Source organism: Vibrio barjaei, from assembly GCF_001639065.2.
GTDB classification, from domain to species: Bacteria; Pseudomonadota; Gammaproteobacteria; order Enterobacterales; family Vibrionaceae; genus Vibrio; species Vibrio barjaei.
Map to the genome: position 1 here is coordinate 503325 of NZ_LQXO02000053.1, position 22749 is coordinate 526073.

Consider the following 22749-nt stretch of genomic DNA (forward strand, 5'->3'; position numbering starts at 1 on the left):
AGTTTTTTGACTCACCCTTACTCTACACTCCAATTATATAATAGATTTTTTCTATATCCAGACCTCTACGTTGACTGTGAGATGAGTATGAACCAAAAAACTAAAATCCATCTTTATCAAATTTTCACAAGACTCTATGGCAACAAAAACTCAAATAACAAACCATGGGGAACTATCGAAGAAAATGGCGTGGGTAAATTCAGCGATATCACCCCAACAGCGCTTAACTCAATCCGAGATCTCGGCATGACCCATGTTTGGTACACAGGTATACCGCATCATGCATTAGTCGCTGACTACACTGAGTTTGGTATTTCAAACGACCATCCTACTGTTGTAAAAGGTAGGGCTGGCTCTCCCTACGCAGTAAAGGACTATTACTCGGTTGATCCTGATCTAGCCGATGACCCTAGCAAACGTAATCAAGAGTTTCAGTCTTTGATCCAAAGAACACATAGCGCTGGCTTGAAGGTTATTATCGATATTGTGCCCAATCACGTGGCGAGACACTACCAAGGTTTAAATAATCCAGCTGGTACTCGTGATTTTGGAGCTGATGATGACGTGAACGTAGAATACGCGGTTGATAACAACTTCTACTATATACCTGATCAAGCCTTCCAACTTCCCGATATTCCACAATGCCTTCAACCACTTGGCGGTGAAGAGCATACTCTGCTAAGTGAGCCATATAAAGAGCTTCCCGCTAAGTGGACCGGGAATGGGTCTCGACTTGCCAAACCCAATGCTGACGATTGGTATGAAACCGTAAAAATAAACTACGGCGTTCAACCCGATGGCAGCAAAGACTTTCCGGAACTACCACAAGCTTATCGCCACAAATCATGCCAAGCACATTTTGAGTTTTGGCAAGATAAGCACGTACCAAACTCATGGATAAAATTCCGTGATATCGCACTTTACTGGCTATCACAGGGTGTCGATGGATTTAGATATGATATGGCCGAAATGGTGCCCGTAGAATTCTGGAGCTTTATGAATTCATCAATCAAAGAGGTGAATCCAGATGCCTTTTTAGTTGCAGAAGTGTACCAACCGCATTTATATCGAGATTATATTCAGCTAGGCAAGATGGATGCGCTCTACGACAAAGTAGACCTTTACGACGCCTTGAAGGATATCATTCAGGGGCGCGGCGATACTCAAAACATCACTCGAATTCAAGAAGAACTGAACGATATAGAACCCCACATGCTTCACTTCTTAGACAATCACGACGAGCAGCGTATACCTTGCAGCGAGTTTGCTTCCAATGCCCAGGCAGCTCTGCCTGCCATGGTGCTCTCTGCGACGATTAGTAATGCGCCTACGATGATCTATTTTGGTCAAGAAGTGGGAGAAGCCGGTGCAGAGAAGGCCGGTTTTGGGCAGCCAACTCGAACCTCTATCTTTGACTATATTGGTGTTCCAAGCCACCAGCGATGGATGAATGGCGGCGAATTTGATGGAGGACAATCGTCTTCGGATGAATTGGCGCTGCGTCATTTTTATCAAAGACTAATGAACATAGCGCTGACCTGCCCTGCCTTAACAGGAGATATGCAACCATTAAGAACGGATGAAGATAAAGCGCACGGCAGTTTAGCTAACAAACTTTACGGTTATGCTCGATACACTCACAAAGAACATGCGCTTATCCTGCTAAACTTCGATTCAACGCGCAGTACTACACAGCCCATCGCACTACCTGCTGAGGTAGTTACTACATTGACGCTGGCTGATGGACATTATGTCTATCAGGATTTATTAAACTCAAATGTTCAGTTTGAGGTTGAAGTTAAAGACGGTGAAGGACATATTGCACAGCCATTAAAACCACTCACATCACATATTTTGCAGCTCGTAGACATTGGGTAATTTTGAGACCCAAACACAAAAGTGCATAAGCTCCAACCTTCGCGTTGGAGCTTTTTTATTTGCAACCACTCAAATCACATTTAATCGCCATGGAATAGATAAAAACTATACCACACATCAAAATGCCTATTTTTGTGCTACTGAGATTAGGTTTATTCTAATGCCATTACAAATAGTCAGGATCGTAACAATGAAAAATCTAAAAACATCCTTGTCCGCTATCGCACTAGCGACGTTAATGGCAACACCAGCATTCGCAGTGACTGAAGGTGAACTGCTAATTTGGATCAACAGTGACAAAGGCTATGAAGGCTTAGCAGAAGTTGGTCGTCAGTTCGAAGAAGATACTGGCGTTAAAGTTAGCGTTCAGTTTCCAGAGTCATTAGAGTCTCGCTTTCAACAAGTTGCGGCAACTGGCGATGGTCCTGACATTATTTTCTGGGCTCACGACCGCTTTGGTGGCTATGCAGAAGCAGGCTTACTACGTGAAGTAAAACCAAGCAAAGAGTTTCAAGAAAAACTGGTCGATTTCAGTTGGGATGCCGTTAATTATAACGGTAAGTTAATTGGCTACCCTCTTGCCATCGAAGCGATATCTCTCATTTATAACAAAGACTTGTTGCCAGAGCCGCCAAGAACATGGGAAGAGCTCCCTGCTATCCAAGCGAACATGAAGGCGCAAGGAAAACAAACCATCATGTGGGATGTGAAAAATGCGTATTTCACATGGCCTATCGTCTCAGCAGGAAGCTACTCATTTAAGAAAACTGAAAATGGTCACGACGCAGCAGACGTTGGTATTAACAGCGAACAAGCTCGCAAAAACCTCGCCTTCCTGCTTGATATGAAAAAGAAAGGCATTGTCGACCCAGGAATGGATTATGCGAATGCTGAATCTGCATTCGCGAAAGGCGATGTGGCAATGACCATTAATGGACCGTGGTCATGGGGCAACTTAGATAAAGCAGGCTTAAATTACGGTGTTGCGACATTCCCTACTCTAGATGGCAATAAATCCAATCCATTTGTTGGCATTCTGAGTGCCGGTATCAGTTCAGCTAGTCCAAATGAGGATTTAGCGGTTGAGTTTATCGAAAACTACCTGTTTACCGATGAAGCTCTTAAAACGATAAATAACGACAAACCGCTTGGTGCTGTGACACTTAAGACATTTCAGAATTCTCTAGAATCGGATGCCCGCATTAAGTCCACTATGCTCAATGCCGAAAACGGTGAGATTATGCCAGCCATCCCACAAATGATGACGTATTGGATTTCAGAGGGTGCAGCGATTGAAAATGCACTTAACGGACGCCAAACGGTTGAAGATGCACTCACAACCGCAGAGAAACAAATTCTAAGATAGTTATTACTGTTTTGATCGTAGGTCAAGCCCGTCGTAAAAAAGCGGGCTTTTTTGATCGCCTTGCCTTTCCACTGATATATTTCACCGCTCATCAACTCAGCGCGTTTCACGATAATCGCTTTTATATCTGACTGTTACCAATTATAGAACTACGCGAGTTCACCGCATCTATGCTAAGGTAGATCTTAACCAGTTATTATCGAAGAAATTTCATGCCTTCCCATTTACCAAAATCATTCAGTAAACCCTTCTTAAAAGTCTTTCATATTCTTGAAGCTGTCTTGTTGGTTGCAATCACGCTCGCTACGCTGTTTGCGATGATTGAAGAGTTCATGCACGTCTTCACCGAACGCCGCGTTCTGCTGACTGATATTCTGCTAATGTTCATCTATTTGGAAGTGCTGGCGATGGTCCAACAGTTTGTGATGAATGGTAAAATCCCAGTACGTTATCCTATCTACATTGCCATGATGGCAATCGCCCGTTATATCACGCTGGGAATGAAAGAGTTGGATGCTATCCCTATCGTTTGGCTGTCTCTTGCTGCATTTGTTTTGGCAGCAGCGACCATACTTATTCGAGTTGGTCATCATTATTGGCCTTACGTGGACGACAAAACCAATCAGCCAGATGAGTAATTCCGCGAAACCAAGTGATTACTGTTAGCAAATATTTCAACCTATTTCCGACTGATTTGGGCTTTTTCATCGCAATTTGGGAAAAAGCCCCTTAAATTCAAACTAATATCGATGTAACAGAGCTCTGTACGTTTTTGTAATTGTTAACGCAGGATCACACTCTCCAAGTCATTCATAAAAGTGCCATTGAATTCATCTATATAGCTGTCTATACCATTAGAGGTCGAGAAAAGATCTTTCTAGATTATTCGACGTAAAAACGGAAGACGTTTGTCTTTTTTGAGTAACGGTATAGGCTTCACAACATCACGTCAGGTGAATATAGGAGATAGAAAATGGATCGTACTTGCCCTATGTGTAACACCCCAATGGTAGAGAGAAACACTGAACATGTGTGTCCTAGGAATGATATCGGCGATTGCGCCTATGACCCATACTCTTACGAATTAGACGTGGATAGAGAGCGCGACAGCGAGAACAATCAGCCTTACTAAGTGGATTAGCCAATTGAAACCAAAAAGGCGAGAACTTAAGTTCTCGCCTTTTTGGTTTCATTTTAACCCCCCAGCTCTATAGGCGCAGTACTGCTGCATCATAAGGTTTTAAAGTCAGGCAACTAAAATCTGAGAAATCAATGCTTGCGTTTGACAATAACTCTGTACACTGAGTTGGAGCCTCAATGCCTAAATCGACATCAACACTCTCATCACTAAAGTTTGCAACCACAAGTAAGGTTTGCTCTCCATGTCGACGTAGGTAAGCGAATACCTTGTCATGTTCTTCGAGTAAAGGAATAAAGTCGCCGTAAACCACCGCCTCAAACTCACGACGAAGACCAATAAGTGCTTTGTAATACTCATAGATTGATTCGTTCGAGGCTCTATCAAGCTTAGCATTCACGGCTGTGTAGTTCGGATTGACCTCGATCCAAGGTTCAGCAGTAGAGAATCCTGCATTGGCTTCATTTGACCATTGCATTGGTGTACGAGCATTGTCGCGACTGTTTTCAGCCAACGCCGCCATCATCTCTTCATGACTCACACCTGCTTCGGTTCTTACCTTGTAAAAGTTGAGCGTTTCAATATCTTTATATTGCTCAAGATTGTCGAACTTCACATTCGTCATACCAATCTCTTCGCCTTGATAGATGTAAGGCGTGCCCTTTAAGCAATGTAATACTGTCGCTAACATTTTGGCCGATTTCACTCGATACTGGCCGTCGTTTCCATATTTAGACACAGCACGTGGTAAATCATGATTATTCCAAAACAGCGAATTCCAACCTGTCTCTTTAAGCTCCAATTGCCACTTAGTCAGAACCTGTTTGAATGCCTTTAGATCTAACGGCGCAGGCTTCCACTTGTCACCATTCGTCCAAGTCAAGGTAATATGTTCAAACTGGAACACCATCGATAGCTCTTCGCGGTCTTCCGCGCTGTAAAGCTTGGCGATTTCCGGCGTTGCGTCCCAAGTTTCTCCTACCGTTAGCAAATCTTTGTTGCCAAATGTGGCACTGTTCATCTGTTTAAGTAGAGGGTGTAGGCGTGGCCCATTACCCGTAATACCGTTATCAATTTCTTTGCCAATTAAATCAATGACGTCTAATCGGAAACCTCCAATCCCCCTATCGATCCACCAGTTCATCATTTTATGAACTTCATCATGTACTTTAGGGTTTTCCCAGTTTAAATCCGGCTGTTTTTTTGAGAACAAATGTAAGTAATATTGCTGTGTGGGCTCGTGCCACTCCCAAGCACTACCACCAAAAATTGAGCCCATATCACTTGGTGCGCTGCCGTCCGGCTGAGCATCTCGCCAAACATAATAATCTCGATAAGGCGACGTTTTCGACTCGCAAGCGCGTTTAAACCATTCGTGCTCGTCAGAGGTATGATTTACAACCAAATCCATGACGATTTTGATGCCTCTTTCTTTGGCTTCCGCTAGTAAGGCATCCATGTCTTCCATTGTCCCGAACTCGGGTGCGATTGCTTGATAGTCTGAAATATCATAACCATTATCGTCCATTGGAGATTGATAGACAGGCGATAACCAAATCACATCCACACCTAGTTCAGTTAAATAGTCTAGTTTGGAACGAATACCGTTTAGATCTCCAATTCCATCACCGTTGGAGTCACAGAAGCTGCGCGGGTAAATCTGATAGACAACGGAGTTATGCCACCATCTTTTTTCCATGTTCAATTCCTTCAATAGGCTTAATTTATTCCATCACTCTACGCATTGCTCAATAGGAAAGAAAATAGAATATACGTATAATCATATAGAATTTTTATATAACACCTTGGTGCGCAATATGGCTATCAACAAATCGCTAAAGTACTTCTTAGCAGTCGCAAAGCATGGCAACATCAAACGAGCCTCTGACGAACTATTTATCAGTCAACCGTCTTTGACATCCGCGATAAAAAAATTGGAATCCGAAATGGGTGCACCTCTATTTAATCGATTATCGAAAGGTGTTGAACTCACACCTTATGGCCAGAAATTTCGGGCATTTGCGCAGGAACAGCAGGAACAATACTTCTCTCTCAAACATCAATTTAATGACATGCAACAACGCCAGTTCGGCAAGATAAAAATCGGTACTGGAGAAGTATGGTGGGAACGATTTGTACGTCAATCGGTAAAGGATTATCAGTCATTAAACCCAGCAAATTCGTTTCATCTCGAGTTTGGTAACAACCTCTCCCTACTGAGTCACCTCACACGAGGTGATATAGATTTATTTATAGGTCATGAGGTATTGGATCTCTCTGACGACTGCCGTGTCGCCTTCCAACCTCTTTTCCAAGATTACGAAGCAACCTACGTATCACAACAACACCCGCTAGCGAAATCGAATGCAGAGCCAAACGAGATAGATCAGTTTCCATTGCTTCGAGTGACACCGAACCACCCCCGACACCAATCCGTGCTGTCTAATGGCCTACCTCATGATGGCTCTCTAGAAGAACGTGTTGTCTACGATGTAGACTCGGTATTAGCCAGTATAGACATGCTTCATATGACTCAAGCAGTTATGCCATACAGTCACAGAGCGGAACAGTGGTTATCAAGCTTAGGTTTAAAAGCCTGCCATATTAATAGGCAAAAAGTAGGTAATATCGGGATTTATACCAAGCTTGGTGAACATAAAAACAGCGTAAACGAACTAATTTACCTTTTGAAACAGAATGTTGAATCAATAGTCTAGTTTGTCAATTCACTGTCAAGTCACGCAACTGTCATTTTTCTTTCATTAAAGTTTGATGTAATCGCCAAACTTTAATGCCAAAAGAGATAGGAGCTCGGCTTGACCCTCAACGACATCACGTTAAGTGAAACAACACTTACTAACTTAAAATCTGTCGAGTACCAATGGATCAGAACGATGTATGTGGAAGGTTATCAAAGAGACGAGATCAATCACTACATTAAAGCGTGCTTTGGTGGCGACGATGTTTTTGCTGATTTGTTACAGCGAGTCGCACTGGAGCAAGAAAGTCTTTACGTTCTGCTCCAGTACGTGGGATGCGCACCCTCTAGTCGTGAACTAAGTTAGCCTCACTTGCTGCTGTTGGTGAGCGCTTAAGGATTACGTCTACCTCGGTCATGCTGTAAGGCTTATCTACTTTAGCCCTCAAATCATCAACAAATCGCTCATAGCTCTTAAATGTCATCGACTCACGCTTAGGATCCACATAAACAGACACCCAAGTTTTTCGACCAAGCTTAGCAATAAAGATATCGACAATCTCAATCTCATACTCCTGAGCTAAACCTTTCAAACCGCGATAAATAGGCTTAGTGTGCTCTATCGGAGGCATGGCTAAGGTGAGTTCACGCATGCCATTTTTGATAAGTTTGATTGGGTCACTGATGAAGGCCAAACTAAATAGCACAACTAGAATTTGGTCGATATAGCGCGCCACCCATCCAAACGATGTCCCTTGTATCAACATCACTAGAATCAGTGCTACCCCAATAGCCCCCGAAATGATTCCATTGATAAACCAAGCGTTCTTTTCTGCCTTAAGAATGTCGGAGTTTGACTGTTTGTGTCCTAGGTGACAAATCCAATAGAGAAAAGCACACAACGCCACGGCAGGAAAGACGTAAATTGCCATTAAACTCAGTGCTGGCTCGCGGCCTCCTGCAAGGATAACCGGAATATTACTACCGACCGCGAATGCGATAAGTATTAATATAGTAATGCCTTTGATGACTACAATAAGTGGCTCAAAGGCGAAGAAACCCATGGGGTAGTTTCGTGACGTACCAGATTCAGTCAACTTCGCAATGCGCAGAGAAGCGAAAGACACCACCGCTGACAATAGGTTAAACGAGGCATCAAGCAAAATGGCACTTGAGCCAGAAATCATTGCCATTAGACCGCCCCACAGCGCTAACAGGCCTGCCCCAACAGCTGAATAAATTAAGGCTTTCGATTCCGTGATTCTTGTCATCTGATTCTCCCTTTTTCAGACAAACTGACTACCTATTTCAGGTCTGTTAAAACTTATAACACACCAAACACAGACTGCCTACGACAACGCAAGCCAACTGCTGCTTTTAACAGCATTAATTGTCAATAATAACAATAGGTAATGAACGGATGTACGGCTATTCCTATTAGGTCACAATTTGATGAACGAAAAGAATTGAAAGCTAGAAAAGAAAACGCCCGAGACTAAGCTCGGGCATCGGTTACAAGAAACTGTTATTCGTGATAGTAAGGAATCCTGGTAACAGCCAGCTATACGTAACACCAGTGATCTTATCTGACTTGTCGGCGGCCAAACCAATTGAGTGTCAAACAAGATAGAAAAACGGGTGACCTTGCGGTCACCCTTATCGTTATTATCCTTTAACACCGCCAGCTGTGAGGCCACCCACTAACCAGCGCTGCGCAAGTAAGAATACGATTGTGATAGGTAATGCTGACAATACCGCCGCTGCCGCGAAGTCGCCCCATAAATAATTCTGAGGGTACAGATATTGCTGCATACCAACCGCTAATGTGTATGAGTTTACATCAGAAAGCAGTAATGACGCTACTGGTACTTCACCTACGACCCCGATAAACGACAGGATAAAGACTACCGCTAGAATTGGCACAGACAGTGGCAATAGTACTAAGCGGAACGCCTGCCAAGGAGTCGCACCATCTAGTGCAGCGGCTTCTTCTAAAGAGTTATCAATCGTTTCAAAATAGCCTTTGATCGTCCATACGTGCAGTGCAATACCGCCTAAGTACGAGAAGATAAGACCACCATGCGTGTTCAATCCTAAGAAAGGAATGTACTGACCAAGTTTGTCGAATAGTGCATATAGTGCAACCAACGCCAGTACAGCTGGGAACATTTGGAAGATCATCATCGCTTTAAGAATGGTGCTCTTTCCAGGGAAACGCATACGTGCAAAAGCGTAAGCTGATGTTGTTGACAGAGCCACAATCAAAATCGATGAGATGCCTGCTACTTTCACCGAGTTCCACAGCCATGTTAGTACTGGGAATGGCGGCGGTGTCACCGAACCATCTGCATTGGTCACAGAGAACCCTAGCGCCAGTTTCCAGTGCTCTAGCGATGGATTTTCTGGAATCAGACTGCCTGTCGCAAAGTTACCTTCGCGGAAAGAGATTGCGATTACCATCAACAGTGGGAAGATGATAAGTGATAGGAACACCCAAAGCGCAATATGGGTTGCCCACACTCGGTATTTTAATGATTTACCTTGTACCATTGCCATCGTGATATTCCTTAATCTTGCTCAAGTTTAGTGAAACGTAAGTTGAGTAGAGCTAACGCGCCAACCAATAGGAAGATAAGCGTTGCAATCGCACTTGCTAGACCGAAGTCTTGACCGCCCGAACCTTCAAACGCGATACGGTAGGTATAGCTTACTAATAGGTCGGTATAACCCGCTGGCTCAGAGGTACCAATCATGTTTGGACCACCTTGAGTCAATAGCTGAATCATTACGAAGTTGTTGAAGTTGAAAGCAAAACTTGCAATCAAAAGCGGCGTTAATGGTTTGATCATCAATGGCAACGTAACGCGTGTAAAGTTATGGATGAAGTTTGCTCCATCAATCGCCGATGCTTCATACAAATCATCTGGAATCGCTTTTAGTAGACCCATACATAGGATCATCATGTAAGGGAAACCAAGCCAAGTGTTAACAATCAACACCATGGTTTTCGCCAGAATTGGGTCAGAGAACCAGCTTGGACTAATACCAAATAGGCTCTGTAACACCATGTTGATTTCACCAAAGCTTTGGTTGAATAGACCTTTAAAGATAAGGATTGAGATAAACGCTGGGACCGCATATGGAAGAATAAGCAGTACGCGATACACCGCACGTCCTTTCAGTTCCTCCCACTGAACCACACTAGCCAACACCATACCGATGACCAAAGTAAAGATCACAGTCAGTACTGAGAACACAACCGTCCAAATAAAGATGCTAATAAACGGCTCTTTAATACCATCGTCTTTCCAAACACGCTCAAAGTTGTGCGTACCAATATCAACGATGAAACCCGGAGAAACCGTATTGCCAGTAAACTCTCCATTCGCATCAATAGGCTGATAGAAACCAACTTCCATATTCGGACGGAATGTCTCACCCGTCTTGTTGTTCAGAAGATCGTCAGAGCCCTCAATTTTGCTAAACAACGGTTGTACCGACGCGAACTTACGTAGGCCACTCATTCTGATATCAGCGCCATCTGGCATGTGAAGATCGATAGTATTTAGCGCAGAACGGTTTTGAATAATCGCCTTAATTTTCTCTTTTTCACCCGACGGAGACTGAGCTTCAGAAAGGTCATATTCTGCTTTAGGGCTTGAGATATCGAACTCAGGCGTAACAAGCAGCTGATCACCGTCTTTAACGTAAATACGATGGCCATTATCCGTTTTATACAAATCAAAAGAGAAGCTTTCACCGCTTTGGAATGTGCGCTGCATTAAGACACTTTGTGCCCTATCCAAAGAGAGTTGGTTTTTCGCACTGTAGTTAGTGAAAGCGAGTCCGACGGTATACGCTAATGGGAAAAGAATAAAGAGAATCATGCCCGCAATACCTGGATAGATATAGCGGTGAGCGTAAGTTTTCTTACTGCCGAAAATATAGAGTGCCAGAGCGGTTAAGATCACAGTAAGCATTGCAAAAGCAAGCTCACCGCGTGAATACATAAGAATGGTCGCGTAACCGTTCACTAGTCCAACTGAGCCAAGAAGTCCCCACTTAATGAATACTTTCTTGCTGCTTGGAACTGTAGCGGTTGTTGCTGACATGGCATCTGTACCTTGAACTGACTGCATAAAAGGACCTGCTAGCGATAATACAAAAATAGAAAAGAAGGAGGGGTTGCCCCCTCCTTAAAAGGGTAGTTCTAATATCAATTGTTACTTAGTCATTTGCTTTTCTGCATCTGCTACAGCAGCATCAACAGTCTGACGTCCATCAACTACGTTTACGATAGCGTTTTTAGCCGATGCCCAGAACGCACTCATTTGTGGAACGTTTGGCATGATTTCACCGTTCATCGCGTTGTCCATTGTCGCCGCGATACGCTCATCAGCACCTAGCTCTTCTTGGAATGACGTTAGTGCAACGGCGCCTAGTGGCTTGTCGTTGTTGACTTGACGTAGACCATCGTTAGTCAGTAGATAATTCTCTAGGAATTCAACCGCTAGGTCACGGTTAGGTGATGCAGTGCTGATACCGGCAGTTAGTACACCAACAAAAGGCTTAGATGCATGGCCGTTAAATTTAGGAAGTGTTGCAACGCCGTAGTTGATGCCTGACTTCTCAATGTTTGCCCATGCCCATGGACCGTTGATCGTCATCGCAGTCTTACCTTGGTTAAACGAAGACTCAGACACTGAGTAATCCATATCCGCCGAGATAACTCCTTTGTCGACAAGACCTTTCACAAATGAAAGTGCGTCTTTCACGCCATCTTTAGCAATACCTGCGTCTTTAACATCATAAGTACCGCCATTGTATTTGAATGCATAACCGCCATCAGCCGCCATTAATGGCCATGTGAAGTACGGTTCTTTTAGGTTCCACATAATTGCCGACTTGCCGTCTTTCGCAAGTTTCGCATTCAATGCTTCTACTTCTTCCCAAGTCTTAGGTGGGTTAGGAACCAAGTCTTTGTTATAAATGAGAGAAAGGGATTCAACCGCTACTGGGTAACCGATAATCTTGCCATCGTACTTAACTGCATCCCATGCAAAATCGATGATGCCTTCTTTAACTTCTTTAGAAGGTTTGATTTCAGCTAGCAAACCTGCTTGAGCGTACTCACCGAAACGGTCATGAGCCCAAAACACGATATCAGGACCGTCACCAGTCGCTGCAACTTGAGGGAAGCGGCTCTCTAGACCATCAGGGTGAGCAACTGTCACTTTGATACCAGTGTCTTCTTCGAACTTCTTACCTACTTCTGCAAGACCGTTATAACCTTTATCACCATTGATCCAAATAGTGAGTTGTCCTTCTTCGATAGCAGCGTTTGCACCAAAAGAACCTAGAGCAACTAGTGTACCTAGAGCTACAGTGCTTAGGGCTTTTTTCATGTTCATATCCTTTTTATAGTTTTGATCGCAGGGTCATCCAGAGGATTTTCCTAAATTTCGATGAGTATCATCTAAAAAATACAGCAAGGTCTCATCCTCCTACTCTCTACGCCCTTTGGAGTAGCAATGATTTCCGTGATCTCAATCGCCCAAGACTATAGATCAACATCACAAAACAATCTTCTGTTGTGACATGTTTCACCATTATGAGGAGTAATTATTTGAACTGGATCTCATATGCCTTTTCTCCTCCCCTAACCCCTCCTCCCTTCCTACTCCCCCCACAATTATTTTTATCAGGAGGATGTACGACTTACATGAATCAAGGAAACTGCAGTCATCCAAGAGTGGATGGTAAGAACCCTTTACCAGTAAGAGCCATGTGCTCCTTGAGTTTCATACGAAACACATGCTGGGTTTGCATCGCCGGACTCGCCAAGTAGTCATAAATGAAGTACTAGTGGTAATTTATTTTACGGGGGAGAACTTCAATTTATGTCGGGGGATACTAGCGAAGTCTTGGCTTTGAGGGTGGCGCCATATCGTACAGCGCCGCCCTTTTTTCTTTCCATCGGGGGCTAGATAGACAATCAAAGGACAAGGCCTTTTAACAAAATCGAGCAATACCCTATTCACTTACCAATTTCCTACTATTATTAGCTGCCAACTTATCTTTATAATGACCGGCAGAAAGATAAAAAATGAATCGAGGACGAGCTACATGGCGAGTGTCACGTTAAAAAATGTTAGTAAAGCGTACGGCGACGTACTGATCTCCAAGAATGTCGACCTAGAAATCAACGAAGGCGAGTTTGTTGTCTTTGTCGGTCCATCTGGTTGTGGTAAATCAACTCTACTACGTTGTATCGCAGGTTTAGAAGACATCACGTCCGGTGATTTATATATTGGTGATGAGCGCATGAATGATGTAGAGCCATCAAAGCGTGGCGTAGGTATGGTATTCCAGTCTTATGCACTCTACCCTCACCTTAATCTTTACGACAATATGTCGTTTGGTCTTAAACTCGCTAAAGCAGATAAAGCAGAAATCGACCGCCGTGTTGAACATGCTGCTGAAATTCTTCAGTTGGGTCATCTATTAGAGCGCCAACCTAAAGCACTTTCTGGTGGTCAACGTCAGCGTGTCGCTATTGGTCGTACTCTAGTATCTCAACCCAATGTATTCTTACTAGATGAACCCTTGTCTAACCTTGATGCAGCGCTGCGTGTCAACATGCGTTCGCAAATCACTAAGCTGCAACGTCAACTTGGTTGCACCATGATCTATGTAACGCATGATCAGGTGGAAGCGATGACTATGGCAGACAAAATTGTTGTCCTAGATGCTGGCTACGTGGCACAGGTCGGTAAACCACTAGAGCTTTATCATTATCCTGACAACCGTTTTGTCGCTGGTTTTATTGGCTCTCCAAAGATGAACTTCATGAGTGTTTTCATCGACGAAGTAGAAGCAGAGCGCGTAAAAGTTCAGCTTTCTGACGGCGACTCATTCTGGATTCCAGTAGATGGGACAACCGTAAACAAGGGTGACCGTATGTCTATGGGCGTACGTCCAGAGCACCTTGTCTCTGAAGAGGAAGGCGATGCTAAAGTTGAAGGCGAAGTTATGATCGTTGAGAAGCTTGGCAACGAGACTCAAGTCTATCTAAATCTAGAAAGTGCTGATGCTGACGTTATCTACCGTCAACCTGACACCCTTGAGGTAGAAGTCGGTGACCGTATTAAGATTGGTATCCCAGCACATCGTTGCCACTTGTTCCATAGTGATGGTAAGGCGTGTCGTCGCTTGTATAAAGAGGCAGGTGTATAATCTTTTCTAGTTAATCGCTTCACGCGTTGAGACTTACTGAAAAGTCCTCCTTCTCTTTATGAGAGTGTGAGGACTTTTTTATGTCTTCAATCAAGCAACGCTTATCGATAATTAATTTACTCGTGCTTTTGCTATCTTCGACTACTATAGGGAAAACCTCTTTATTTAAGCTAAAAAGAGCTGTACCACCAGAGGCCTGCCAACGGAAGCGGTCGTCCATAGATGTCGTTACATCGATGATTGGATTACCTTTATCAACCTCTAATATTATCTCTATCTGCTGATGCTTGAGTTCACACTTAACTTGCTCTTTCAATAACGAAGAAGACCCATCAAAAGCTATGACCCAAAAAAAGACGGTGTTAAACACCGTCTTTTCTATATCAAATAAACGCATTTTAGTTTTGATGTACGTAGACTGTGCTATTCAAAGAGTTCATTTGTGAAACATATGAACTGTCTGCTGCACTTTGGATAACATCAATATCACCGCCACTAGAGGCCACTAGATACGCTTCTGAGAGGTTATTATTGCCTTTCTGGTTAATCATCAAGTCATTATTTGAACTAGATGCACTCAGCTCAACAATAGACACATTGTTTTTCTTACTAGTATTTTTACCTTGCATAACAGTAATCATGTTGTTCGAAGAGCTATCAGATAAACGAATTTCCGAGTCTTGGTTTTCCCCATTCTGAGTTACTGCAATTGTGTTCGATTTACTCGCACCTCTAGAGCGAACTCGCGACCAGTTATCTACACCAGTTTGCGCAACCGTTGCTGTCGAGTTATCTTCATCATGTCTGAAATTGACGACAGAGTCATTCGCATGGCCATCTTGAGTTACGTCGATATCTGCTCCGCCTGTGGTTCCACTGATTTTAACTTTGGAGTCATTGAAACTGTAACCACCAGATTGGTCAATCATCACATCATTATTATTACCTGGGCTATTCAATCTGATATCAACAACCGAACGGTTACCATCAAACACGCCCAACTCCCCTTGCATCACTGTTACGCTAGTACCTACATCGTTTGATTGCAAGACCACACTTTTGTTGTCTTTATCACCCTGAACATCCATGCTCTGATATGCTGCATAATTATTGAATGATATTTCTTTCCCTGTACCAGGGCCTGCGGCCATCGCTGTCGAAGAAGCAACTGCAACACCTAAAGCTAATGCTAACATTTTCATAATAAAACCCTTATTTCCTTTTAAGTTTCCATGTCGACTATAACTTCTATAAAAAGAAGTCATTTACTAAACCAAAATAACGTTAGTACCGCGCGCTAGTTAGATTGGTCTATGTAAATTCTCATTGCACTTGATGCATTAATTAATATGTTATCCCCACCATTCTGAGAAACACCTAAATTAGCACCACCTGACCCAGCGACAAACGCAATATTGTTATCGTTTTCTTGATTAATACTGAGTTTGCTCGAAGGATGAAATATATTTGCTTGACCTATTACCGCTAGGTTATTGTCTCCTTTTTGGGCAACAAGAGCTTGACCATTTCTTCCAATCTGACCAATAGCTGCTGCGTTGTTATCACCCTGTTGATTGATATAGGCGGTATTCGCTGCCCCTTTCTGTCCGATTAGGGCAGTATTGCTACTACCACTTTGTACTATTTTCGCCTTGTTACCTGCTGAGTTTCCCGGACTTTCCTGAACTACAACCGCAAGCGCATCAGTAGCGTTAGTTATTTGGACCTCTGAATAATTATCGATGTCATCTACAGTATTGAGTAAATCATTGAAATCACTTTGGATATCATCGTTCACTCCATGTAAGAAAACACCTTGAGAATCGACTCCTCCATTGGGAGCAAAAACCAGAGTTGAACCCGCAGCACTAGCACTAGCGACTAAACACGCTGCGCTTAACACCGATTGAAGTTTCGTTTTTATCGAAGCATTCATTGCGACCTTCCCTGAATTGCTAAATGTATCGACTTTCACCCTGCTTCAGAGTTACCTGAGCACAAATTTCATATTTAAACGCCAAGGTTCTTAAAGAGATGTTATGGTGCGTTCAATACAGTAATGTCTTTCCGCCAAAAAAAATAGAACCGTTGACTTTTAAAATTCTAAATACAACTACTTTTATTCACACTAAACTTAAATTGATTTGTAAATAATAAACCTTGGATATTTGACGTAACTTTTAGGTAATTAAAAGAACCGAAGTATGAAAAAAAAGTCATAATAACTAGTGCTAAAGTTTATGCAGTGAAAAAACGCTTTGAGTTAATATTTAACTAAGTTCATTTGAACTCGCTCTTCTCATTTTTTAAACGGATTTTTGAATGGGAGCCAACATGAAGTTATTGCTGCTTACAAGTATTGTCTGTTTTTTTGCCTCTTCTGCTTTTGGGACGGGGAACAGCAATGGTATTGAAAATGGGGCTCCCTTGGAAAACGGTAAAAAGATAGAAGGGCAAGGAGACAAACTTAAGGTTAATTTTAACGACTTTAGCGAAGTTAGTGGTGTTATCGTCGATAGAACTATCACTCGTTTAGGGGAAGACTTTTACTTTTTCTTCTCTCAACAACTTAATGATAGATACCCTGACCTTAAAGAAAATCTCACTATCAAAGAAATCCCGACAGCGCTTTCCGGAAGTATTATTGAGGTATACCATTCTCGAAAAGCTATCTACAGAACAGCGTTGTCACCAGGTCGAAGACAGGCTAAAGACCGGGCAAACGATGCCTTACAAGTCGTGGGTAATTACATTATCCGATGGCAGGCTGAGCGTCTTTACATGGACACCTTTGATTTGGAACACGATGAATTTTAAGGCGGCAAGGATGGCAAATTTATCAACTAAACTCGCGTTAATTGGAATATTGGGGTCTCCATTAACACTGGCGAGCGAACTCGTCTACACCCCAGTTAATCCTACCTTTGGGGGGAACCCATTAAACAGTACGATCTTGATCAATCATGCGAACGCAATTAACGACTATCAAGACCCGAACGCGAGTTCGTTTGATTTTGAAGAAGAATCAGCACTAGATAGGCTTGCTTCAAGCTTAGAGTCCCGACTAATTAGCCAATTATTGGCAGATATTGGTAATGGCAATACTGGCCAATTGGAAACTGACGACTTCTTCCTTAATGTCGTTGATGATTCAGGCACTTTATTGGTTCAGATCGTCGACAAGGCAACTGGAGAATCCACTGAAATCAGTGTTTCTGGACTTAATCCCGACCTCTAATTTACAAGGAACGTATTATGAAAGGTCTAATTTACTTGAGCCTAGCATTAATGCTTGGTGGCTGCGCACATTCTTTGGATATACCTGATACCTCTGCAGAGCCTAAATTAATGCCACGAGGCGCTACTTACACCGACTTGATCGCGCTGCCTAAACCAGCAGGTAAAATCTTAGTTTCTGTCTATGATTTTCGCGACCAGACAGGCCAATATAAGCCTCAGCCTAATAGTAACTTCTCTACTGCAGTACCTCAGGGTGGTACGTCATTGCTGACAACATCACTACTAGACTCTCAATGGTTTGTTCCACTTGAGCGAGAAGGCCTTCAAAACCTACTAACTGAGCGTAAGATTATTCGAGCAGCTCAGAAAAAAGACAAAGTGATCTCAAATCATGGTTCGGATCTATCGTCACTTAACTCCGCTAATGTGGTGATTGAAGGGGGTATTGTCGCGTATGACTCCAATATACGAACTGGCGGCGCAGGTGCAAAATACTTAGGCATAGGTGCTTCAGGTCAATATCGAACTGACCAAGTTACCGTCAACCTTAGAGCAGTCGACGTGCGTAGTGGACAAGTCTTGCTAAGTATAACTACTTCAAAAACCATCTCTTCTCATGAAATTGGTTTGGGCGCATTCCGATTCATTGACTATAAAGAGCTACTCGAAATTGAGTTGGGTTACAGCAACAATGAGCCCGTCAATATCGCGATTATGTCGGCTATTGACGCCGCTGTTATACATCTAATTGTCAAAGGGATGGAAAGAGGAATGTGGTCATCTGGTGACCCAGATGCAATGTCTAACCCGATTATCGCCAAATACTCTCAAGCTAAAACGGAAATTTTATAGCTAACCGAGTAAGCAGCAAACAGGGCTATGCGGAAAATGGAACTTACCCGTAGCCCTGTTTTTTTTATCGATTATTAACCGCAAATCCGACTGCAAACATCCAACAAGTGAGCCCTGACATAAAGAATGGAAGGTACGCTAAGGGGTGATAACAATAGTGGTATGCCGCAGCAATACAGATAACACCCAACATATTGAAGCCAATGACCATCATTCGGTTTGAACGGTTCCAACTAAGCAGCATGGGCGCTATCAATATAACTACACTTAACAAAGTGATATGCACGTCTTGTTGAACCACTAGGTTGTTAACTCCACAATAAGGCGTTCTAATTCTTCTAAGCTACTCAATTGGTGCAATATGACTTGCTGATTACCATTTACAATTATCGTCGGTGTCGCTCGAACCCTATACTCCTTTATTAAACTGTTAAAGTCATCGACTTCATCTTGTATTTGCTCACAGCGCTCCTCAAAAGGTTGAGAATTAACACCGCACATTTCTAAGACATCGGCAATATCACTACGAAACCTTGGAGTTTGATCCCTTCGAAAGTGAATTCTATGAATCAACTCTTCAATAAATGCTTGCTCTGTGCCCTGCCCTTTGGCAACCACAAAGGCTTCTTGAACGTCGCGACCGACAGGCCCCATACCTACAACAACTTCGTTAAAGGTTAAGTCATGTTTTTGAACAATATCCACCAATGGCCCGTGAACCATGGCGCAAGGACCACAATAAGGTGAATGGAATAACATAACCTGAGATTCAATAGTCTGAGGTCGAGGCAAGGTTACATAGTGCTTACCCTTTTCAAACTGACCAGCAAATATAGCGGTCGACAACAAGCTAAATGCCCAAAATAGGAGAGATTTTTTCATCACGTGCCACACTCAAAATATGGAAATGTGCACACGATAAAACAGTATCTATTTCTAGTGAAATCAGACACTGTTAGAAAATGGTTACAACGTACTGTTAAAAGAGGCTCTGTTTCGCTCAGCGGATAGTCACACTATTGAACGAATTCACTAGATGCTATGTTGTTTTTCACCCACAACAATGCTTGCAAACGGTTTTTGACCTTAATTTTCTTGAATGCATTATGAAGGTGGGCTTTCACTGTATTCTCACTAACAAATAGAGTATCGGCGATCTCTGTATTAGACGCTCCATCGCCAAGCAGCTTAATGATTTGCTGTTCTCGTTTCGTTAGCTTGGTATAATACGGGCTGGTTTTTGAGCATTGACGACGACGATAGAAATTCACGTACTCGTAGACCAGCTTTCTGCTCATCCACAACTCCCCAGCTAAAATGCGCTCAAAGCCCGATACCAAAGTTTCAATAGTGTCCGAGGCATAAAAGACACCAACAAGGTTTTGCCATTTAAGCATTTCCGCGTGTTCTAGGTCACTGGGCGCATTCAATAAAATTTCTTTGATGCTGTTGTCCATACTCTCTATAATCTCGTGATAGTGAGTGGCAGTGCCATGACCAATGGCAGCGTAGTCAATGATAATAAAGCGCACATCCCTCTCAACCACATCATCTCGTGAGCGGTAAAGCTTCTCAGCAGACATTAACCTAATGGTGATCGGGACCTTTTGCTCTATTGAATCTTTGAGCAAACCGGATTGCAGACTATTCTCTGCTAACAATAATGCGTGCACGTTGTTGCTATCCTTTTCAACAGACATAACCAACTCCCTGTAACTATGCTTAGTACGCCGTATTCTGTGAAGTATAACAGAGCATTTATTGAGCGGATCTGGCGCTAAGTCCGAAGAATAAGTCTTATTTGTGGAATTACAGTAAGTTAGAGTTAGAGTCTCAGTAGTGAGAAAGTTTAGATATATGCCTGACTGAGTATCTTTAGCAAGCGTGTTACTCAGTGAGATCTTGAGATGCGCCTACTTCAGTTACCATGCAGTCGCTACGAATTTCCCAGCGTGCGTTGGATACGCTTTCTAAAAGCAGAGGAAATTGAGAAGTCGGTAATTCATATACTGAAATACCTCCATTCTGAGAAATAAATATCGAAGAGCCCGACTGAGTTCTCAACGTGACACCTTCACTTTCAGCGTGCTGTGTAATGGTAACTTGGTTACTATTAAGGTTACGTTGACATTGGATGTCTGTACTTACTAAAGTAGACAAACCATTAGAAGAATACAGACCCACAATTGTACAAAATACAATTGTGGGTCCTTTAGTTAACAAATCAACCATCAAAGTTACTGTTGATTGACGTAAATAGCACTATTAGTGGAATTGTTCATAACAATAGTGGAAATGTCACCACCAGTTTGAATTACTCTAATACCTTCCACCGAATTAATATGGTTAGCCGCGCCCACTCCATTTCCAGAGGAAGCATAAAGTTTAATCTCGGACTTGTTACTGAAGTAGTCGCCAGATTGAGTAACATTAATTATGTTGTTATCACTTTCGCCATAGAGAGCAATATCAGATGTATCACTCGCCGAACCTGATTGTTTAACATCAATATCATTCAGGTTACCATTGATACTAACATTGGAATAATGACCGTCATTATCTTGGTCGATATTTACATCATTATCAACACTTGCATCATAAAGATTCACGTATGATTGACTGTTACTTCCTTTCTGGTTTACTTTAACTTTCTGCGAATCTGCCGACGAGCCGCTACTACCACCAGAAATACTCACTTCTGATATGTTTCCGCTACCATTCTGATCTATATCAACCTTATTGAAGTCGCTACTACCAGATATTGCCACATCAGACCAGTTACCTTCAGAAAAGTTGCCATTAGTTTGTGTCACATCAACCGTATTATTATCAGCATCACCGGACAACACTACTTGCGAGTCATTGTACTTCCCATTTTGATCAACTGTAATTTTAGCGCCTCCGCTAGTCCCAGCTATTCTTACCAATGAGTCCTGTGCGCTAGGGAAGAAACCATCGCCTCCTTCCTGATTAACATAAACTTTATTTCGTTTTCCCCACCCTTGAAGCCTCATATCTACAACAGATATATTAGCGTCATAATCGCCTTTAGAACCTTGCTGAATCACAACAGAGCTTGTAGTGTTATTAGATTGTAGAATAACTGATTGATTATCCGGTCTAGCGAACGTTTCTACATCATATCCATTAAAATCTACTTCTGTCTGAGTTACAGTAGCCATCGCCGAACCTGATATAACAGAGATACTTACAGCTAATGCTAATTTATTCATAATAACAACCTTAATCCTTTATAATTCCTTGTCGACATATACTTCTAAAGAAGCACGTATTTATATCAACCCACCAACATACCACGCCGCTAGTTAGTTTGATTGACGTAAATTCCCATTGAACCGGAAGCATTAATTATTAACTCACTTCCATTTCCTACTTGAGATATTCCAAGGTCTGCACCTGAACCGGCGACTACCGCTGCAATATTCCCATTACCAATTTGATTAACACTGACATTGCTAGATACACTTCTGTATCGCTTTTGACCAATGTAGGCTTCGTTATCATCACCCTCTTGGATAACAACGGCGACACTTTCTGAACTTAAATCCCAGCCAACTTGACCTACAATAGCTGTATTATTATTGCCCTCTTGCGCTATGTAGGCTTCATTCCTGCCTCCTAGTTGTGCTGCCAATACACGATTCCCAGCCCCGGAAACACTGACTTTTGCTTTATTTTTCCCATCAGACCCATAGCTTTTTTGCAAGATGACTACTTGTGCCGATGTAGCATTCGCTATATTTATATCTGAATAATTATCAAGATCTGACTCAGTACTCAAATCTGAATTGTTGGCTTCTTCAAACCCATACTTCGACAGAGTAGCGTCAGTAACACCGGTTAAAAACTCTCCAGACTCAAATGGGACAGTATGTACAATTACTTTAGAGGTGTTCACTTCGCCAGCAATAACGACGCTTTCAGATAGAAAAAGACAAACAACTATCCAACTAAATAAAGCGCTGCATTTAAACAAACCTGGAGTTTTAAATAGAACGGTAAGCCATTGTTCCATTTTCATGGGAATACCCTTTCCTAGCCTCAGCAATCTGACGTTGCATATAAACCTAAACCTTGAATCAAGCTTAAAGTTTATCCATCAGAACACCAATAAACTAACTAGGGTTATTAATTTGGTAGCAAGTAGATGAGAATAGTTAACAGGAAAGAGTAGGAATGACGCAGATTAGCTAATCGAAACATTTACGAAACTTAAACTATCGTATGATAAAAATAAATAACATCATAACAAACAGCCTTTTAGAAAAATTATCACATTAGATCTCTATAATGGACCTCGGAATTGGTTTTGTGATCATG

General features: G+C 42.4%; 24 protein-coding genes. 10 read left to right on the top strand and 14 right to left on the bottom strand.

All coding sequences use genetic code 11. The features are described from left to right. Positions 1-87 precede the first annotated feature (87 nt). From AWH66_RS22845 to AWH66_RS26030, 4 genes are all read left to right on the top strand, one after another. Complete coding sequence (locus AWH66_RS22845) at positions 88-1878, top strand: alpha-amylase family protein (RefSeq protein WP_063603313.1); 1791 nt, start codon at positions 88-90, stop codon at positions 1876-1878. Positions 1879-2068: 190 nt separating this feature from the next. Beyond that, on the top strand, positions 2069-3244 hold the full coding sequence (gene malE, locus AWH66_RS22850) for a maltose/maltodextrin ABC transporter substrate-binding protein MalE (RefSeq protein WP_063603312.1): 1176 nt from the start codon (positions 2069-2071) through the stop codon (positions 3242-3244). A gap of 212 nt (positions 3245-3456) precedes the next feature. Then, positions 3457-3882: a phosphate-starvation-inducible protein PsiE gene (locus AWH66_RS22855; protein WP_063603311.1), complete on the top strand. Its 426-nt coding sequence runs from the start codon at positions 3457-3459 to the stop codon at positions 3880-3882. A gap of 335 nt (positions 3883-4217) precedes the next feature. After that, the gene (locus AWH66_RS26030; protein WP_156020507.1) at positions 4218-4376 is read left to right on the top strand and encodes a hypothetical protein; all 159 of its coding nucleotides are present in this window, start codon (positions 4218-4220) and stop codon (positions 4374-4376) included. 76 nt (positions 4377-4452) lie between these two features. Here the strand turns inward: AWH66_RS26030 and AWH66_RS22860 are convergent, their stop codons facing one another. Continuing rightward, positions 4453-6081 carry a glycoside hydrolase family 13 protein gene (locus AWH66_RS22860; protein ID WP_063603310.1) on the bottom strand — a complete coding sequence of 543 codons (1629 nt, stop codon included), beginning with the start codon at positions 6079-6081 and terminating at the stop codon, positions 4453-4455. A gap of 124 nt (positions 6082-6205) precedes the next feature. Between AWH66_RS22860 and AWH66_RS22865 the strand changes: the two genes are divergently transcribed. Together AWH66_RS22865 and AWH66_RS22870 are read left to right on the top strand one after the other, a co-directional pair. After that, entirely contained in the window at positions 6206-7099 is an 894-nt protein-coding gene (locus AWH66_RS22865) for a LysR family transcriptional regulator (RefSeq protein WP_063603721.1), read from the top strand. 99 nt (positions 7100-7198) lie between these two features. Continuing rightward, positions 7199-7447, top strand: coding sequence for a hypothetical protein (locus AWH66_RS22870; protein ID WP_006069029.1), 249 nt, complete (start codon positions 7199-7201; stop codon positions 7445-7447). Here the strand turns inward: AWH66_RS22870 and AWH66_RS22875 are convergent. The 4 genes from AWH66_RS22875 to malE (AWH66_RS22890) form a co-directional block, all read right to left on the bottom strand. Next, positions 7428-8351, bottom strand: coding sequence for a cation efflux transmembrane domain-containing protein (locus tag AWH66_RS22875; RefSeq protein WP_063603309.1), 924 nt, complete (start codon positions 8349-8351; stop codon positions 7428-7430). The genes AWH66_RS22870 and AWH66_RS22875 overlap by 20 nt on opposite strands. Before the next feature lie 394 nt (positions 8352-8745). Further along, the gene (gene malG / locus AWH66_RS22880) at positions 8746-9636 is read right to left on the bottom strand and encodes a maltose ABC transporter permease MalG (RefSeq protein WP_063603308.1); all 891 of its coding nucleotides are present in this window, start codon (positions 9634-9636) and stop codon (positions 8746-8748) included. An 11-nt stretch (positions 9637-9647) separates the two neighbouring features. Next, complete coding sequence (gene malF, locus AWH66_RS22885; RefSeq protein WP_063603307.1) at positions 9648-11219, bottom strand: maltose ABC transporter permease MalF; 1572 nt, start codon at positions 11217-11219, stop codon at positions 9648-9650. Between the two features lie 84 nt (positions 11220-11303). Next, the gene (malE, locus tag AWH66_RS22890; RefSeq protein ID WP_063603306.1) at positions 11304-12485 is read right to left on the bottom strand and encodes a maltose/maltodextrin ABC transporter substrate-binding protein MalE; all 1182 of its coding nucleotides are present in this window, start codon (positions 12483-12485) and stop codon (positions 11304-11306) included. Between the two features lie 721 nt (positions 12486-13206). On the opposite strand from malE (AWH66_RS22890), the gene malK reads away from it, so the two are divergent. Beyond that, positions 13207-14316 (top strand): maltose/maltodextrin ABC transporter ATP-binding protein MalK, encoded by a 1110-nt coding sequence (gene malK / locus AWH66_RS22895; RefSeq protein ID WP_063603305.1) that lies wholly within the window; start codon positions 13207-13209, stop codon positions 14314-14316. Positions 14317-14335: 19 nt separating this feature from the next. On the opposite strand, the gene AWH66_RS22900 is transcribed toward malK, so the two are convergent. The 3 genes from AWH66_RS22900 to AWH66_RS22910 form a co-directional block, all read right to left on the bottom strand. Further along, the gene (locus tag AWH66_RS22900; RefSeq protein WP_062455532.1) at positions 14336-14713 is read right to left on the bottom strand and encodes a hypothetical protein; all 378 of its coding nucleotides are present in this window, start codon (positions 14711-14713) and stop codon (positions 14336-14338) included. A gap of 1 nt (position 14714) precedes the next feature. Beyond that, entirely contained in the window at positions 14715-15518 is an 804-nt protein-coding gene (locus AWH66_RS22905; protein ID WP_062455534.1) for a hypothetical protein, read from the bottom strand. Between the two features lie 95 nt (positions 15519-15613). Then, complete coding sequence (locus AWH66_RS22910; protein WP_083400112.1) at positions 15614-16252, bottom strand: curlin subunit CsgB; 639 nt, start codon at positions 16250-16252, stop codon at positions 15614-15616. A 398-nt stretch (positions 16253-16650) separates the two neighbouring features. Here AWH66_RS22910 and AWH66_RS22915 point away from each other — a divergent pair, with 398 nt between their 5' ends. The 3 genes from AWH66_RS22915 to AWH66_RS22925 are packed head-to-tail and all read left to right on the top strand — an operon-like array spanning position 16651 to position 18408. Then, a complete protein-coding gene (locus AWH66_RS22915) occupies positions 16651-17133 on the top strand; it encodes a curli production assembly/transport protein CsgE (protein WP_240495652.1) in 483 nt (160 codons plus the stop codon). A 10-nt stretch (positions 17134-17143) separates the two neighbouring features. Next, entirely contained in the window at positions 17144-17554 is a 411-nt protein-coding gene (locus AWH66_RS22920; RefSeq protein ID WP_031494927.1) for a curli assembly protein CsgF, read from the top strand. 17 nt (positions 17555-17571) lie between these two features. Next, positions 17572-18408 carry a CsgG/HfaB family protein gene (locus tag AWH66_RS22925; RefSeq protein ID WP_006069040.1) on the top strand — a complete coding sequence of 279 codons (837 nt, stop codon included), beginning with the start codon at positions 17572-17574 and terminating at the stop codon, positions 18406-18408. A 64-nt stretch (positions 18409-18472) separates the two neighbouring features. On the opposite strand, the gene AWH66_RS22930 is transcribed toward AWH66_RS22925, so the two are convergent. The 6 genes from AWH66_RS22930 to AWH66_RS22955 form a co-directional block, all read right to left on the bottom strand. Continuing rightward, positions 18473-18652, bottom strand: a complete 180-nt coding sequence (locus AWH66_RS22930) for a hypothetical protein (RefSeq protein ID WP_143081563.1) — start codon at positions 18650-18652, stop codon at positions 18473-18475. Positions 18653-18708: 56 nt separating this feature from the next. Beyond that, on the bottom strand, positions 18709-19290 hold the full coding sequence (locus AWH66_RS22935) for a DsbA family protein (protein ID WP_063603303.1): 582 nt from the start codon (positions 19288-19290) through the stop codon (positions 18709-18711). A gap of 134 nt (positions 19291-19424) precedes the next feature. Further along, positions 19425-20108, bottom strand: coding sequence for a LuxR C-terminal-related transcriptional regulator (locus tag AWH66_RS22940; RefSeq protein WP_063603302.1), 684 nt, complete (start codon positions 20106-20108; stop codon positions 19425-19427). A 187-nt stretch (positions 20109-20295) separates the two neighbouring features. Further along, positions 20296-20592 (bottom strand): hypothetical protein, encoded by a 297-nt coding sequence (locus AWH66_RS22945; protein WP_143081564.1) that lies wholly within the window; start codon positions 20590-20592, stop codon positions 20296-20298. A 53-nt stretch (positions 20593-20645) separates the two neighbouring features. After that, the gene (locus AWH66_RS22950) at positions 20646-21641 is read right to left on the bottom strand and encodes a hypothetical protein (protein ID WP_063603300.1); all 996 of its coding nucleotides are present in this window, start codon (positions 21639-21641) and stop codon (positions 20646-20648) included. An 89-nt stretch (positions 21642-21730) separates the two neighbouring features. After that, positions 21731-22450 carry a hypothetical protein gene (locus tag AWH66_RS22955; protein WP_063603299.1) on the bottom strand — a complete coding sequence of 240 codons (720 nt, stop codon included), beginning with the start codon at positions 22448-22450 and terminating at the stop codon, positions 21731-21733. Between the last annotated feature and the right edge of the window lie 299 nt (positions 22451-22749).